This window comes from Nocardia callitridis (assembly GCF_039543305.1).
Taxonomy (GTDB): domain Bacteria; phylum Actinomycetota; class Actinomycetes; order Mycobacteriales; family Mycobacteriaceae; genus Nocardia; species Nocardia callitridis.
In genome coordinates, this window is the sequence record NZ_BAABJM010000001.1 from 248,254 (window position 1) to 263,094 (window position 14,841).

At 67.2% G+C, this 14,841-nt stretch carries 16 protein-coding genes; 11 read left to right on the forward strand and 5 right to left on the reverse strand.

Annotated elements, in window-relative coordinates:
- The first annotated feature begins 3 nt into the window (after positions 1-3).
- Positions 4-1,080, forward strand: a complete 1,077-nt coding sequence (locus tag ABEA50_RS01085; RefSeq protein ID WP_345493059.1) for a magnesium and cobalt transport protein CorA — start codon at positions 4-6, stop codon at positions 1,078-1,080.
- Between the two features lie 9 nt (positions 1,081-1,089).
- Here the strand turns inward: ABEA50_RS01085 and ABEA50_RS01090 are convergent, their stop codons facing one another.
- From ABEA50_RS01090 to ABEA50_RS01100, 3 genes are read right to left on the reverse strand one after another with little or no spacing between them, the layout of a single operon-like run.
- A complete protein-coding gene (locus ABEA50_RS01090; RefSeq protein ID WP_425577498.1) occupies positions 1,090-1,671 on the reverse strand; it encodes a suppressor of fused domain protein in 582 nt (193 codons plus the stop codon).
- Between the two features lie 3 nt (positions 1,672-1,674).
- The gene (locus ABEA50_RS01095; protein ID WP_345493061.1) at positions 1,675-2,166 is read right to left on the reverse strand and encodes a YflT domain-containing protein; all 492 of its coding nucleotides are present in this window, start codon (positions 2,164-2,166) and stop codon (positions 1,675-1,677) included.
- Positions 2,167-2,178: 12 nt separating this feature from the next.
- On the reverse strand, positions 2,179-3,135 hold the full coding sequence (locus tag ABEA50_RS01100; protein WP_345493062.1) for an HpcH/HpaI aldolase/citrate lyase family protein: 957 nt from the start codon (positions 3,133-3,135) through the stop codon (positions 2,179-2,181).
- A gap of 26 nt (positions 3,136-3,161) precedes the next feature.
- Between ABEA50_RS01100 and ABEA50_RS01105 the strand changes: the two genes are divergently transcribed.
- From ABEA50_RS01105 to ABEA50_RS01145, 9 genes are all read left to right on the forward strand, one after another.
- Positions 3,162-4,538: a magnesium transporter MgtE N-terminal domain-containing protein gene (locus tag ABEA50_RS01105; protein ID WP_345493063.1), complete on the forward strand. Its 1,377-nt coding sequence runs from the start codon at positions 3,162-3,164 to the stop codon at positions 4,536-4,538.
- On the forward strand, positions 4,535-5,182 hold the full coding sequence (locus ABEA50_RS01110) for a DUF1003 domain-containing protein (protein WP_345493064.1): 648 nt from the start codon (positions 4,535-4,537) through the stop codon (positions 5,180-5,182). Before ABEA50_RS01105 ends, ABEA50_RS01110 begins: the two co-directional genes overlap by 4 nt.
- A gap of 151 nt (positions 5,183-5,333) precedes the next feature.
- A complete protein-coding gene (locus ABEA50_RS01115) occupies positions 5,334-6,761 on the forward strand; it encodes a lytic transglycosylase domain-containing protein (RefSeq protein ID WP_345493066.1) in 1,428 nt (475 codons plus the stop codon).
- A gap of 233 nt (positions 6,762-6,994) precedes the next feature.
- Positions 6,995-7,870: a lytic transglycosylase domain-containing protein gene (locus ABEA50_RS01120; RefSeq protein WP_345493067.1), complete on the forward strand. Its 876-nt coding sequence runs from the start codon at positions 6,995-6,997 to the stop codon at positions 7,868-7,870.
- 19 nt (positions 7,871-7,889) lie between these two features.
- Positions 7,890-9,023 carry an Mrp/NBP35 family ATP-binding protein gene (locus ABEA50_RS01125; protein WP_345493068.1) on the forward strand — a complete coding sequence of 378 codons (1,134 nt, stop codon included), beginning with the start codon at positions 7,890-7,892 and terminating at the stop codon, positions 9,021-9,023.
- A gap of 77 nt (positions 9,024-9,100) precedes the next feature.
- The gene (locus ABEA50_RS01130) at positions 9,101-9,433 is read left to right on the forward strand and encodes a DivIVA domain-containing protein (protein WP_345493069.1); all 333 of its coding nucleotides are present in this window, start codon (positions 9,101-9,103) and stop codon (positions 9,431-9,433) included.
- A complete protein-coding gene (locus tag ABEA50_RS01135) occupies positions 9,433-10,011 on the forward strand; it encodes a DNA-3-methyladenine glycosylase I (protein ID WP_345493071.1) in 579 nt (192 codons plus the stop codon). The genes ABEA50_RS01130 and ABEA50_RS01135 overlap by 1 nt, the downstream gene beginning before the upstream one ends.
- A gap of 167 nt (positions 10,012-10,178) precedes the next feature.
- Positions 10,179-10,346, forward strand: coding sequence for a DUF3117 domain-containing protein (locus ABEA50_RS01140; protein ID WP_064484472.1), 168 nt, complete (start codon positions 10,179-10,181; stop codon positions 10,344-10,346).
- Positions 10,347-11,267: a putative RNA methyltransferase gene (locus tag ABEA50_RS01145; protein ID WP_345493072.1), complete on the forward strand. Its 921-nt coding sequence runs from the start codon at positions 10,347-10,349 to the stop codon at positions 11,265-11,267. It abuts the gene before it with no gap.
- A 374-nt stretch (positions 11,268-11,641) separates the two neighbouring features.
- On the opposite strand, the gene glgA is transcribed toward ABEA50_RS01145, so the two are convergent.
- The gene (gene glgA / locus ABEA50_RS01150) at positions 11,642-12,805 is read right to left on the reverse strand and encodes a glycogen synthase (RefSeq protein WP_345494597.1); all 1,164 of its coding nucleotides are present in this window, start codon (positions 12,803-12,805) and stop codon (positions 11,642-11,644) included.
- Positions 12,806-12,941: 136 nt separating this feature from the next.
- On the opposite strand from glgA, the gene glgC reads away from it, so the two are divergent.
- Entirely contained in the window at positions 12,942-14,156 is a 1,215-nt protein-coding gene (gene glgC / locus ABEA50_RS01155; RefSeq protein WP_345493074.1) for a glucose-1-phosphate adenylyltransferase, read from the forward strand.
- Positions 14,157-14,170: 14 nt separating this feature from the next.
- Here the strand turns inward: glgC and ABEA50_RS01160 are convergent, their stop codons facing one another.
- On the reverse strand, positions 14,171-14,803 hold the full coding sequence (locus ABEA50_RS01160) for an O-methyltransferase (RefSeq protein ID WP_345493075.1): 633 nt from the start codon (positions 14,801-14,803) through the stop codon (positions 14,171-14,173).
- Positions 14,804-14,841: the final 38 nt, after the last annotated feature.

A 14,841-nucleotide genomic window follows, 5' to 3' on the forward strand; every position in this document is an offset into this window, starting at 1 on the left:
GGCGTGCCGTCGATACCCCCACTACCGTCGTTTCGCGGGTCGAACCGGGCCACCGCGGCGCGTCCCCGCGTGCCGGTGCCCACGGCGCGGGCGATCGTCGACTGCGCCGTCTACGTCGACGGCGCACGGCTGAAGGGGCGCTTCACCCACGAGAGCGCGCTGGCCGAAGTACGCGAGCGCGGAACCGGATTCGTGTGGGTGGGTCTGCACGACCCCGACGAAACCCAGCTCGCCGACATCGCACACACCTTCGGACTGCATCAACTCGCGGTAGAGACCGCATCGCACAAGCATCATCGCCCGAAACTCGAGCGCTACGACGACGTCCTCGTGCTCGTGCTGCGCACCGTCAGCTACGTCGAACACGAATTGCACAGCGTCAGCGAGATCGTCGAGACCGGCGAGATCATCGTGTTCACCGGGCCCGATTTCGTGGTCGCGGTCCGCCACGGCGAACACTCGAAACTCACCGAGGTGCGCAGGGCGCTCGAACACGATCCGAGTCAACTCGCGCTCGGCCCCGGCGCGGTACTGCACGCGATCGCCGACCGTGTGGTCGATTCCTACATCGAGGTCACCGAGCTGATCGAGAACGACATCGATGAGATGGAAGAGGAGGTGTTCACCCCGCGCAGCGCCGTCACCATCGAGTCGATCTATCAGCTCAAACGCGAGGTCGTCGAGCTACGCCGCGCGGTGAATCCGCTCGCGGTGCCGCTCCAGATGCTCAGCCACAAGCCGGATCTGCCTGTCCCCAAGGAGGTTCGCCGTTATCTGCGCGATGTCGCCGAACATCACACCACCGTCGCCGAACGGATCAACGACTTCGACGACGCGCTCAGCGCACTGATCAGCGCCGCGCTCGCCAAGATCGGCGTGCAACAGAACACCGACATGCGCAAGATCTCCGCGTGGGTGGCGATCGCCGCGGTACCGACCATGGTGGCGGGCATCTACGGCATGAACTTCGAGCACATGCCCGAATTGCACTGGACCTACGGCTATCCCGTCGTCATCGGCATCGTGCTGCTCATCTGTCTCGGGTTGTTGATCAGCCTGCGCCATCACCACTGGCTGTAAGGATTCCCTTCACAGGCTGGCCGCACCGCGCGCGGGATCGTGCACATCGATTCCGGCCTCGCTCCACGCCTCCCGCAACGCGTCGGCGCCGCGCACCCGCACCCACGCGGCCTCGGTCGCGGTCACCGGCGTCACCGCGAAGTACCGCACGGGGTCGGCGGGTTCGGGCAACACCACCTCGGGCAACTCGCTCGGACCGAGCAGCACCGCGGTGAACGGCGCGCCGTGCCAGAGCGACTCGCTCACGTCGAGCAACGCGTCCGGTTGCAGCACAACGCCTTCCACCGCGGGCGCCGCGGCGAGCACGCCCAACGACTTGGCGAGTCCTGTGGTCGATCCCGCACCGAAACGCAAGGTCAACACCAGTTCGCCGCGCGGGCCGCGTTCCGGATCGGCGAGCAACTCGCTCGGGTCACCCATCGGCTGCCGCGAGGCGCCCAGCGTCAGGTAATGCACCAGGTCGCCGCGCACGATCCGCAGAATCTCGATCGGCGCCAACCCCAGGAAGGTCACCGACGCCGAATCCACCCCGGCCGCGTCGACGCCGTAATGCTCGAATATCTCGCCGCGGACTTGTTCCACTACCTCCACGGGTCAGATCGCCAACCGCGCCAGCAAGTCCCTGGCCTGCTCGGCCGACTTGGGATCACACAGCACGTCGTAACGACCGGCCACCAACTGCATGCTGGAGGCGAAGTCACGCTGGCCGCGGCTGGCCGCGTACGGGATCGAGGTGGTGATCACGCCGAAGATGATGCCGCCGACCAGGCCGACCAACAGCGGGCCGAGCGCGCCGCTGGTGGTGAACAAGCTCAGCAGCAAGCCGAGAAACAGGCCGAGCCATGCCCCGGACACGACACCACCGCCGATGACCTTGCCCCAGGTCAAGCGGTAGAGCACCCGCTCGACCTGCATCAGGTCGACGCCGACGATGGTCACGTCCTGCACCGGGAATTGGCCGTCGGCCAGAAAGTCGACGGCCTTCTGTGCCTCGGCATAGGTCGGATACGACCCCACCGGCCAGCCCGAAGGCGGAGTTGGCAGCCCCTGTCGCGCGCGATTCGAGTTCCCCAAGGGATTCGTCATGCCCCTATTCTGCTACTCCGGCGGGGCGAATTGCGTGGTGCGTCGCATTCCGGCCGCCCTGCCCTGCTCCGCGATCACCGCCGCCATCTTCGCGCTGGCCTCGTCGATCATCTCCGAACCCAGCATCGCCGCACCTCGGGAGCCTCCCTCGGCCGAGGTATGGAAGGCATATGCCTCCAGGATCAGCTCCGCGCGATCGTAATCAGATTGTCGCGGACTGAAGATCTCGTTGGCCGCGTCGATCTGACTCGGATGCAATACCCACTTGCCGTCGAAGCCGAGTGCGGCGGTGCGCGCGGCCGCGCGCCGGAATCCGTCCAGGTCGCGAATCTGTAGATACGGACCGTCGATCGCCTGCAATCCGTGCGCACGCGCGGCGAGCAGGATGGTCATCAGGATGTGGTGGTAGGCGTCGCCGGTGTCATAACCCTCCGGCTGCTCCCCCACCACCAGGGTGCGCATATTGATGCTGGCCATGAAATCGGCGGGCCCGAATACCAGCGCCTGCACCCGAGGGCTCGCCGTGGCGATCGCGTCGATATTGCGCAGTCCCAGCGCGTTTTCCAGCTGTGGCTCGATCCCGATCTTGCCGACCTCGAGGCCGCAGGACTTCTCCAACTGGGTCAGCAACAAATCCAGCGCGCGCACCTGACCGGCATCGGTCACCTTCGGCAACAAGATCGCATCCAGTGCCGCGCCGCCGCCCTCGACAACGGTGATCACATCGGTGTAGGTCCACGCCGTCGACCAATCGTTGACCCGAACCACCCGCAGTTGCGTGCCCCAGTCGGTGTCGTTGAGCGCGGCGACGATATTGGCACGGGCCTGCGCCTTCGCCGAGACGGCGACCGCGTCTTCCAGATCGAGGAACACCTCGTCCACCGGTAGCGACTTGGCCTTGCCGATCATTTTCGTGTTGCTGCCTGGACACGCGAGCACCGAACGGCGCGGCTTCATGATCACTCCCATCGACGTCAACCTCTAGCCTTGGCAGCATGGCAGCAACCAAGGTGTACGCCGCCAGGCTCACCGGCCTGGCGGTGCTCGGGCCGGACGGCGAGTCTATCGGCCGCGTTCGCGATGTGGTCGTCGCTGTGCGCTACGACCGGCAGCAACCGCGCGTGCACGGGCTCGTCGTCGAATTGCCCACCCGGCGCAGGATATTCGTGCCGATGCTGCGGGTCACCAGCATCGAACCCGGCGCGGTCGCGCTCAACACCGGCACCGTGAGCCTGCGTCAATTCACCCAGCGCCCCGGCGAATTGCTCGCGATGGCGCAGATCGTGGACTCCTCGGTGCGGGTGGAGGATCCCGATCTTCCCGACCTCGCCGGGGTCGAGGTGTTGGTGGTCGATCTCGGGATCGAACAGACCAGGACGCGGGACTGGCGGGTCAGCAGGGTCGCGGTGCGCGGTCATCGCAGGCTCGGGCGGCGCAGGAGCGTGCACGTCGTCGACTGGATCATGGTGTCGGGTCTGACGCCGTACGAGATCAACAAGCCGGGCCAGGACGTCACCCAGTTGCTCGAACAATTCGAGGGTCTGCGCGCCGCCGACGTCGCCAACCAGCTGCGCGAATTGCCACGCAAGCGGCGGATCGAAGTGGCCGCGGCGCTGGCCGACGACCGTCTCGCCGACGTGCTGCAAGAACTGCCCGACGAGGCGCGCATCGAAGTGCTGCACAGCCTCGATCCCCGACGCGCCGCCGACGTGCTGGAAGAGATGGACCCCGACGACACCGCCGACCTGCTCGGGGTGCTGCCCGATACCGAGGCCGAATCGCTGCTGGCGATGATGGATCCGAAGGAATCCGAGCCGGTGCGTCGACTGCTCGAACACTCCCCCGACACCGCGGGCGGTCTGATGACGCCGAAGCCGGTCATCCTGACACCCGCGACCACCGTCGCCGAAGCGCTGGCCAGGGTGCGCAATCCCGACCTCAGTCCGGCGCTCGCCTCGATCGTGTTCGTAGTGCGCCCGCCGACCTCGACGCCCACCGGCCGCTACCTGGGTTCGGTGCACATCCAACAGTTGTTGCGCGAGCCGCCGGCACACCTGGTCGGCGGGATTCTCGATTCCGACTTGGCCGCATTGCATCCCGAGGTGCCGCTGTCCGCGGTGACCAGGTACTTCGCCACCTACAACCTGGTGTGCGGGCCGGTCGTCGATGACGGGAACCATCTGGTGGGCGCGGTCAGCGTCGATGACGTGCTGGATCATCTGTTGCCCGACGACTGGCGGGATCAGGAACCCGACCACCGGCAGGTGGCCGAGGAAGGGTCGGCCGAAGACCACGCGCCGCGCGCGGTCGGCAACGCGATCCGATCAGGCAGCCACGACCCACGATTCACCGAAGGTGTCGAAAAGCTATGACCGACAAGGAATCGGTGAACACCAGGGTCGCGACCGCCGCACGGCAGCGCCTGGAAACCCCCGCGGGGGCGCGGTTCAGGTTCGACTGGGACTCGGATGCGATCGCGCGCGGCAGCGAACGGGTCGCGCGCTTCCTCGGCACCGGTAGGTATTTGGCGATCCAGACGGTGGTGGTGGTTGTCTGGATCCTGCTCAATATCTCGCTGGTCGCTTGGCGTTGGGACCCTTACCCGTTCATCCTGCTGAATCTCGCGTTCTCCACCCAGGCCGCGTACGCGGCGCCGCTGATCCTGCTCGCACAGAATCGGCAGGACAATCGCGACAGGGTGGCACTGGAAGAGGATCGGCTGCGCGCGGCACAGACCAAGGCCGACACGGAGTTTCTCGCACGCGAACTCGCGGCGCTGCGCCTCGCGGTCGGCGAGGTCGCGACACGCGACTATTTGCGCCGCGAACTCGATGAGATGAGGGAGATACTCGAGCGGATCGAAAACGCGGGAGCCCACGCGGATCTCGCGGACGACGAACCGGACGAGGCGCGAACCGAGCGATCGAACAAGGCCGCGAAGAAGGTGCAGCGCAAGAAAAGCACTGGTCAAAAGCAGTCCTCAGTTCCGGTTTCACCACCCGCAGCGGACGATTGACCGGAAATACCGAATTTTTCCTTACTGGTAGGTAGCCTGGAAGACGTTGTCCAGAGCGGGACAGGGGCGCCGAACGTCCACCAGTGGCCGTTCCCACGACGTAGATTGGTGCGGCTGAATGCGAATATCTACACCGGTAACCGTGTCGGCCATGGTCGTCGCTGGTTTGGTCGCCTCGGGCTCGGCCGCACACATCCCGCATTCGGACACACCCCCCACCGCACCGGAGGCACACTTCGCGGCCTCGGATCCCGACGGCCCCGAAAACCGCGACGCCACACCCGCATTGTCGAAAACTGTGGGACTGCTTCCGGTCAGCCCCGAGGCCCCGCGCAAGCTGCGCGCGATGAAGGCACCCGGCGACGGCGCGCCGCTGTTCGCGGGAACGGTGCCACTGGGCACCCTCGAGCTACCCCGATCCGGTGGGGCACTCGGCATTCCCGAAATCGTCCTCGCCGCCTACCGCAATGCCGAACTCGCGCTGGCCTCCACCATGCCCGGCTGCGGGGTGTCCTGGAGTTTGCTCGCGGGGATCGGTCGCATCGAATCCGGTCACGCCAGTGGCGGACACACCGACGCGGCGGGCACCACGACCACCCCGATCTACGGCCCGACGCTCGACGGCACCTTGCCCGACAACGAGGTAATCCGCTCGGCCGACGGCGGTTACGTGCGCGCGGTGGGGCCGATGCAGTTCCTCCCCAGCACCTGGACGCACTACGCCTCCGACGGCAACGGCGACGGGGTCGCCGATCCGAACAACGTCTTCGACGCCGCACTCGGCGCTGGCAAGTACCTGTGCTCCGGCGGAATGAATCTGCGCGATCCGGCACAGGAGCTACGCGCGGTCCTGCGCTACAACAACTCGATGTCCTACGCGGCGAACGTACTCGGCTGGTCGGCGTCCTACCGCAGCGGAGGCACAACGACGCCCGGCCAGGTCACACCGGGAATCATTCCGCCGGGCAGCATCCCACAGGGACCCGACATGTCGGCCGCGAACACCACGAAACCGCCGACAACGCCACAGCCAGAACAGACGCCACCACGTGGACTGCCGCAGCAGCGGCCACAGACACCTGCGCCTGAGTTGATGATCAGGGTGCCCGGCCTGCCGCCGATCCCCTGCGGGATCCTCTGCCCTCCACCACCGCCGAAGCCCTCCTCGCCGTGTGAGCCCGACCAGCTCGCGATCGTTCCGGCGCCGATGCCGCGTCCCGGGCAACCGCAGCAGACCCTCAGCCCCGCACAGACCTACGGTTCCGGCGTCGACCCGAACAGCACGGCCACCCCCACCGAGCCCGAGTCCACCGACAGCAGCGCGTGTATGCGCGCGATCGGTCCCGACGAGGCCGCGCCGGATCAAACCGGACATTCGGAAGACCCGACACAGCAGACGGACTCGCAGAGCCCGGCTACCACGATGCCGGAATCCGAAGCGCAGCAATCAGATTCGGACCCCTCGGAGCCCACCATCACGACCGAACCCGCGCCATCGGCCGAACCGGCACCGATGCCGCCGCCCGCGCTCACCCTCCCCTTCGGCATCGTCGTTCCGCTGCCAGCGGCGCAGGGCTGATTCGGTCGCGAATCCGTGCGGGAGTAGGGTCGGCGACTCGAACCCATGATCCGCGCGGTGCGCGATCATGCACGGCCGTCGCAAGAGTCGGTATCGAAGGCAGGATGATCGCACGTCGAGCCCGCCCGAAAATACAGGTCACGAGGGAGTAACAAAAAGGTCTCGAATGCGGTAATCTTCTCTTCGTTCAGTCACGAAGGGCTCACCCCGAGCCATTGGAGGGTCACCGAACAGTGGGGCGTCACCGCAAACCGCAGCCTGCTACCACCAGGCGTAACAGCTCCGTTCTCGCGCTGACCGGACTTGTTCCCGTCGGACTCGTCGCCGTCACCGCCGTGACCGATATCGGCGGCGCCAGCTCGGCCACCGCCTCCGTGCAGCAACAGCTTCCGGACGGCGAAGCGCAGCAGCCAGTGCTCGCGCAGCAGGCCGCCGTCGCACCGATCGATATCGACGTGGACGCCGAGAACTCGATGGCGAAGTCCTCACCGGGCGCTCCCGCGGTCGTGAAAGCCGTTGCGCTGGCCGAAGGTAGGCAGATCGCGGATCTCCCCGCCGGCCCGCTCGATGTTCCGGGTGTTGCCGTTGCCGCGTACAAGAACGCCGAAAGCATTCTGGCCGCGTCGAATCCGGAATGCGCCATGCCGTGGTCGTTGCTGGCCGGAATCGGCCGGGTCGAATCCCACCACGCCAACAACGGCGCGGCCGACGCCGACGGCTACCCGCTCACCCCGGTCTACGGACCGGTCCTCGACGGATCACTCTCGGGCAATCGCGCCGTCACCGACACCGACGGCGGCGCGCTCGACGGACTGTCGGGCTACGACCGCGCGATCGGCCCGATGCAGTTCCTTCCGCAAACTTGGGAGAAATTCGGTGCCGACGGTAACGGCGACGGCATTGCCGACCCGCAGAACCTCTTCGACGCGGCGCTCACCTCGGGGAGGTACCTGTGCGACGGCGGCCTCGAGATGGGCGACCTCTCGCAGCAGTCCCGCGCCATCCTGCGCTACAACAACTCCATGGCCTACGTCGCGAACGTGATGGCATGGGAGACCGGCTACAGCACCGGGGTCGCACCACGGCCCGGCCAACTGCCAAAAATTTGACACGCCTAAAATTTCTGCCATGTCAGTAGTTGCGGAAGCCGATGTCCGGGGTGCCCTCGCGAAGGTCGACGACCCGGAGATCCGCAAACCGATCACCGAACTCGGCATGGTCAAAAGCGTCGCGATCGCCGACGACAGCGCCGTGCACATCGAGATCTACCTGACGACGGCGGGCTGTCCGCTGCGGACCGAGATCACCCAGCGAGTGAGTAAAGCCGTCGCGGATGTACCCGGCGTCGGCGCCGTTACCGTCGAACTAGACGTCATGGACGACACGCAACGCACCGAGCTGCGCAAGAAGCTGCGCGGCGACTCGGCCGAGCCGGTGATCCCCTTCGCCCAACCCGGTTCGCTGACCAGGGTTTACGCGGTGGCCTCCGGAAAGGGTGGGGTCGGAAAGTCCAGCGTCACCGTCAACCTCGCGGCGGCCATGGCCGCACGCGGCCTCTCGGTCGGCGTGTTGGACGCCGACATCTACGGTCACTCCATTCCACGCATGCTCGGCACCGACGCGCGTCCGACCCAGGTCGAGCGGATGATCATGCCGCCGATCGCGCACGACGTGAAGATGATCTCCATCGCGCAGTTCACCCAGGGCAATACCCCGGTGGTCTGGCGAGGGCCGATGCTGCACCGCGCGTTGCAACAGTTCCTCGCCGACGTGTTCTGGGGCGACCTGGACATCCTGTTGCTCGACCTGCCGCCGGGCACCGGCGATGTCGCCATCTCGATCGCCCAGCTGATTCCCAATGCGGAGATCCTGGTCGTCACCACACCGCAGGCCGCGGCGGCGGAGGTGGCCGAGCGCGCGGGCGCGATCGCGTTGCAGACCCGGCAGCGCATCGCGGGCGTGGTGGAGAACATGTCGTGGCTGGAATTGCCCGACGGCAGCCGGATGGACCTCTACGGTTCCGGCGGCGGCCAGGCCGTTGCCGAACGACTCACCCGCGCGGTCGGCGCGAACGTGCCCTTGCTGGGGCAGATCCCGATCGAGCAGGCCTTGCGCGAGTCCGGCGACGAGGGAACCCCCTTGGTACTGCAGGAGCCGGCTACCCCGGCGGCCAAGGCTTTGCTGGAGGTCGCCGACAAGATCGCTGTGCGGCGACGGGGGCTCGCCGGCATGTCGCTCGGGCTCGACACCAACCGCAAGTAGCTGGTCGCGGGCGGCGTGAGCACATGATCGAGAGTCCAGGTGTCAGGGCTGTCGGTGGGTGCCCATAAGCTCGTGTCATGCTCACGCTGCTGTTGTATGTCCTGATCGTCGGTCTGGTCGCCGCGGTGTTGTTCCTGCTCGCCAGCGCCGTGTTCGGCCGTTCGGAGGAGCTCGCACCACTACCAGAGGGCACAACGGCCACGGTGCTGCCGGCCGAGGGCCTCTCCGGCGCCGACGTGCGCGCCCTACGGTTCCAGCAGGTGTTGCGCGGTTACAAGGCCAGCGAGGTGGACTGGGCGCTGGCTCAGCTCGCGGGACGGATCGACGAGCTGCAACACCAGCTCGCCGAGGCACAGGCCGCGCAGTGGACCCCCGTTGGACCGGTCGCGCCGTTCACGCCGGAGATCTGATGCCCGCGACACCCGCCATGGTGGACGACGGCAAGGTGCGTTGTTCGTGGCCGATGAACGACCAGCTCTACCTGGACTACCACGACACCGAGTGGGGCAGGCAGGTGCACGGCGACGACGCCCTGTTCGAGCGGATGTGCCTCGAGGCGTTCCAGTCGGGTCTGTCGTGGATCACCATCCTGCGTAAACGGCCCGCGTTTCGTGCCGCGTTCGCCGGATTCTCGATCGAGCGGGTCGCCGAGTTCGGCGACGACGACGTGACGCGATTGCTCGCCGACGCTGGCATCGTGCGCAACCGGTTGAAGATCGCTGCCGCGATCAACAATGCCAAGGTCGCGCGGGAACTGGACATCGGCCTGGACGCACTGCTGTGGTCGTTCGCGCCGGCGCCACGCCCGCGCCCGAAGTCGGGTTCCGACGTCCCCGCGGTCACCGCGGAATCTACGGCGATGGCAAAAGAATTGAAGCGAAGGGGTTTTCGCTTCGTCGGGCCGACCACCGCCTACGCGCTGATGCAGGCGACGGGAATGGTCGATGACCATTTAGCCGACTGCTGGGTGGAAAACCGCGCCGACTGATTCGGCCACGGTGGTCACTTTTCGAACTCAGCTACCCGTCTGCATCGGGGATAGGGAAGAATAGGGCGGGTGTAGCTCGCCAAATGCCGGCGGGCTACTTGGTTGGTGACAACTGGAGTTGGCGAGAACGTGCGCAGGATACCGCGCAGATCTGGAGGGAGCAGAGGATGGCGGCCATGAAGCCCCGTACCGGGGACGGTCCCCTCGAGGCAACCAAGGAAGGGCGTGGAATCGTCATGCGGGTTCCACTCGAGGGTGGCGGGCGTCTGGTCGTCGAACTCACGCCGGATGAAGCAGCGGCACTCGGAGACGAATTGAAGAGTGTCACCGGCTGAGTGGCCTCAGCTGATTTCCCGGCCTTGGCGGCCGTAGCCGATCTTTTGGCGTGCCCACAATGCGCGCGTCCCGGTCGGTCGGCCGCCGAAGCCGATTCCGCCACGACGACCGGCGCGGCGCTCGCACTCGAACCAGGAGAGCGGGCGCTGCGTTGCGTGCGTGGCCACAGCTTCGACATCGCCAAGCAAGGCTATGTCGGGCTGCTCACGGGTGCCTCGACCAAGATGACCGGCGATACCCCGGCCATGCTCGACGCGCGCGCGGCATTTCAGCGCCGACAACACTTCACCCCCATCGCCGCCGCGGTGACCCGTGCCGTCACCGCGGACACCGGCCCCGGCGCCACGCTGCTCGAAATCGGCGCGGGGACCGGCTACTACACCGCCGACGCACTCGACGCCGCTCCCACCGCCACCGCCATCGCGGTCGATGTCGCCAAACCGGCCGCGCGACGCTGCGCCCGCGCGCATGAACGCGCCGCTGCGGTACTCGCCGACGCCTGGCTCGGCCTCCCGGTCCGCGACGGCACGCTGACGGCGGTGCTTTCGGTGTTCGCGCCGCGCAATCCCGACGAGGTCGCTCGCGCGCTCGCCCCCGAGGGGCGGTTCGTGGTGGCGACACCCACCGATCGGCATCTCGGCGAACTGATCGGGCCGTTGGGCATGGTGACCGTGGACCCGGACAAGGACCGTAGGCTCGATGCCGCACTGTCGGGACGCTTCGACGTCGCCGACCGTGTCCTGATCGAATATCCGATGGAACTGGACCGAGCGGACGTGGCGAACGTGGTCGGTATGGGGCCGTCGGCATTTCACGCGGGGACCGACGACTCCAGGCTGGCCGCCGTGGCCGACACGACGAAGGTCACCGCCTCGGTGCTGGTGTCGACCTATCGCGTCACGCCGCGCGCCCACTCATAGACCTCGATCGCCACCACGCGATCCACCCCGGCCGAACCCCGCGACCACCGTCGAACGGCGGCCGTGGCCATCACCATCACCGCGCGGCACCGGTATCGACCTACCGCCTCACGCCGCGCGCCCACTCATAGACCTCGATCGCCCACCACGCGATCCACCCCCCGGCCGAACTCCGCGACCACCGTCGAATGGCGGCCGTGCCCATCACCACCACCGTCACCGTGCGCCGCCGGTATCGACCTATCGCCTCACGCCGCGCGCCCACTCATAGACCTCGAACGTCCACCACGCGATCCACCCCCCGGCCGAACTCCGCGACCACCGTCGAATGGCGGCCGTGGCCATCACCACCACCGCGCGGCACCGGTATCGACCTACCGCCTCACGCCGCGCGCCCGCGCATAGACCTCTAGGGTGCGCCGCGCGATCCTCGGCCAGCCGAACTCGGCGATCGCCGTCGCCCTGCCGCGCGCACCGAAATCGGCGGCGAGCACCGGATCACCCGCCACCTCGTTGACCGCCTCGGCGAGCCCCCGCTCATAGTCCGCGACGGCCAGCGGGTCGTAGTGCACCAATCGACCGGTGTGCCCGTCGGCGACCACCTCGGGGATACCGCCCACATCCGAGGCGACCACGGCGGTCGCGCACGACATCGCCTCCAGATTCACGATGCCGAGCGGTTCGTATACCGAAGGGCACACGAAGACCGTCGCCGCGGCGAGGATCTGGCGGATCTGTTCGGTCGGCAGCATCTCCCGCACCCAGAACACGCCGCCCCGATGACGTTGCAGCCGCCCGACCGCCTCGGCCACCTCGTCGGCCAATTCCTCGGTGTCCGGGGCGCCAGCACACAACACCAGTTGGATGCCCGGGTCGAAGTCGCGCGCGGCGGCCAGCAGGTGCCCGACACCCTTTTGCCTGGTGATCCTTCCGACGAAAGCCACGATCGGGCGGTCCAAACGCACCCCGAGCGTGTCGAGTACGGGCCGCATGCCCTCGGCGACCGAGCCAGGATGCCACGTTTGCGCATCGATCCCGTTGTGCACGACGTGCACCCGGTCGGGGTCGACGGACGGGTAGGCGTCGAGGACATCGCGGCGCATGCCCGCGCTTACGGCGATCACGGCGTCCGCGTGCTCTACGGCGTTGCGTTCCGACCACGAGGACAGCCGGTATCCACCACCGAGCTGTTCGGCCTTCCACGGCCGTCGTGGCTCCAGCGAGTGCGCGGTCAGTACGTGCGCGCCGCCGGAGAGCGTGGCGGCGAGGTGTCCGGCCAGCCCGGCGTACCAGGTGTGCGAATGCAGGATCTCGGCGTCACGGGCGGCATCGGCCATGCGCAGCTGTGCCGACATCATCCGGAGCGCGGGATTGGCGGCGTCGAGCGTCGGATCGGGTTGATGCGCAACAGCGTTCACCCGTTGCGCGCCCATGCAGTGCACGGTCACCTCGGTCAGCCCGCGCAGGTGCGCGGCCAACTCGGTGACGTGCACCCCGGCCCCGCCGTATACCTCGGGCGGATACTCACGGGTCAACATCGCGACCCGGAGCCGATTCTCTCCGTAGGAGTCCGCTGCCGGAGTATCGCCGTGCGTGCCGAAACTCACCGATTCAAACTAGACGTTCGGGTCGGCTGCAGCCACTCGCACGGCGACCACCCGGTACTTTGTCAGTGTGAGGAGCCAGCCGCACGTACTCGGGATCGTGCTCGCCGGTGGCGAGGGTAAGCGCCTTTTCCCACTCACGGCCGACCGCGCCAAGCCCGCGGTGCCCTTCGGCGGGGCCTACCGTCTGATCGATTTCGTGCTGAGCAATCTGGTCAATGCCGGGTATCTGCGACTCTGCGTGCTCACCCAGTACAAGTCGCATTCGTTGGACCGGCACATCTCGCAGACCTGGCGGCTATCCGGATTCGGCGGGGAGTACATCACGCCGGTGCCAGCGCAGCAGCGACTGGGCCCACGGTGGTACACCGGCAGCGCCGACGCGGTCATGCAGTCGCTCAACCTCATCTATGACGAGGACCCCGACTACATCGTGGTCTTCGGCGCCGATCACGTGTACCGGATGGACCCGGAACAGATGGTCACCCATCACATCAATTCCGGCGCGGGCGTGACCGTTGCGGGCATCAGGGTGCCGCGCAGCGAGGCCAGCGCCTTCGGCTGTATCGACTCCGACGAATCGGGGCGCATCACCCAATTCCTGGAGAAGCCCGCGCACCCGCCGGGCACACCGGACGATCCGAACGTCACCTTCGCCTCCATGGGCAACTACGTATTCACCACCAAGGTGTTGGTGGACTCGATCAAGGCGGACGCCGACTGTTCGGATTCCGACCACGACATGGGCGGCGACATCATCCCGTCGCTGGTGGCCGAGGGCAGGGCCGGTGTCTACGATTTCGCCGACAACGAGGTGCCCGGCGCCACCGCCCGCGACCGCGGTTACTGGCGCGATGTCGGCACCATCGACGCTTTCTACGACGCGCACATGGACCTGGTCTCGGTGCATCCGGTATTCAACCTCTACAACAAGCACTGGCCGATTCGCGGCGCCGCGGAGAACCTACCCCCGGCGAAGTTCGCTCAGGGCGGGCTGGCGCAGGAGTGCATCGTCGGCGCGGGCAGCATCCTGTCGGCGGCGACAGTGCGCAATTCGGTGCTGAGCTCGAATGTGATGGTCGACGACGGTGCGACGGTCGAGGGGTGTGTGCTGATGCCAGGCGTTCGGGTGGGCCGAGGCGCGGTGGTGCGCCGCGCCATTCTCGACAAGAACGTCGTGGTCAGCGAGGGCGAGATCATCGGGGTCGACCGCGAACGCGACCGGAGCAGGTTCGCGATCAGCAATGGCGGCGTGGTGACCGTCGGCAAGGGCATCTGGGTGTAGCGCGGCGCGGTGGGTCAGCCCCGTGCGGCGCAGAGCAATCCGTCACCGACCGGAACCAGCACGGTGGTCAGTTCGGGGTCCTCGGCGATCGCGCGGGTCGCGGCGCGTACCGCCTGGGTCATGGCGTCGCGTTGCGCGCTATCGGGGACCCGACCACCCAGCAGCGCGTTGTTCAGCACCAGCGCTCCCCCCGCGCGCAGTAATCGCACCGCCTGTTCGACGTACTGCGGGTGTTCCAGCGGCGCGGCGTCGATGAACACCATGTCGTAGCCGCCGTCGGCCAGGCGTGGCAGCACGTCGAGTGCTCGGCCGTTGATCAGACGAGTCCGCGCGGTCGGAATGTCGGCGGTGCGGAATGCCTCCTTGGCCGCCCGCTGATGCTCGGGCTCGGAGTCGATGGTCGTCAGCGTGCCGTCCTCACGCATGCCGTCGAGCAGCCACAGGCCGCTGACACCGGCCCCGGTGCCGACTTCGACCACGGTCCGCGCGCCGAGCAGTTGCGCGTACATGCTCAGCAGCGCTCCGACCGAAGGCGGTACGGGTGCCGCACCGAGTTCGGTGGCCCGTTCACGCGCGCTGATCAGGACCTCGTCCTCTACGACGGATTCCTCCACGTAGGCGAGATTTCTCTCGAGATTCGATGCCACAGGGAGAAGATTAATGGGGTGAGCGGGTGAACGGTGCC

Coding starts and splice junctions, on each gene's coding strand:
- ABEA50_RS01130 (WP_345493069.1), top strand. CDS start 9,101: ATGCTCACGCTGCTGTTGTATGTCCTGATCGTCGGTCTGGTCGCCGCG.
- glgA (WP_345494597.1), bottom strand. CDS start 12,805: ATGTTGACCCGTGAGTATCCGCCCGAGGTATACGGCGGGGCCGGGGTG.
- ABEA50_RS01105 (WP_345493063.1), top strand. CDS start 3,162: ATGGCAGCAACCAAGGTGTACGCCGCCAGGCTCACCGGCCTGGCGGTG.
- ABEA50_RS01095 (WP_345493061.1), bottom strand. CDS start 2,166: ATGACGAATCCCTTGGGGAACTCGAATCGCGCGCGACAGGGGCTGCCA.
- ABEA50_RS01100 (WP_345493062.1), bottom strand. CDS start 3,135: ATGGGAGTGATCATGAAGCCGCGCCGTTCGGTGCTCGCGTGTCCAGGC.
- ABEA50_RS01135 (WP_345493071.1), top strand. CDS start 9,433: ATGCCCGCGACACCCGCCATGGTGGACGACGGCAAGGTGCGTTGTTCG.
- ABEA50_RS01115 (WP_345493066.1), top strand. CDS start 5,334: ATGGTCGTCGCTGGTTTGGTCGCCTCGGGCTCGGCCGCACACATCCCG.
- ABEA50_RS01140 (WP_064484472.1), top strand. CDS start 10,179: ATGGCGGCCATGAAGCCCCGTACCGGGGACGGTCCCCTCGAGGCAACC.
- ABEA50_RS01125 (WP_345493068.1), top strand. CDS start 7,890: ATGTCAGTAGTTGCGGAAGCCGATGTCCGGGGTGCCCTCGCGAAGGTC.
- ABEA50_RS01110 (WP_345493064.1), top strand. CDS start 4,535: ATGACCGACAAGGAATCGGTGAACACCAGGGTCGCGACCGCCGCACGG.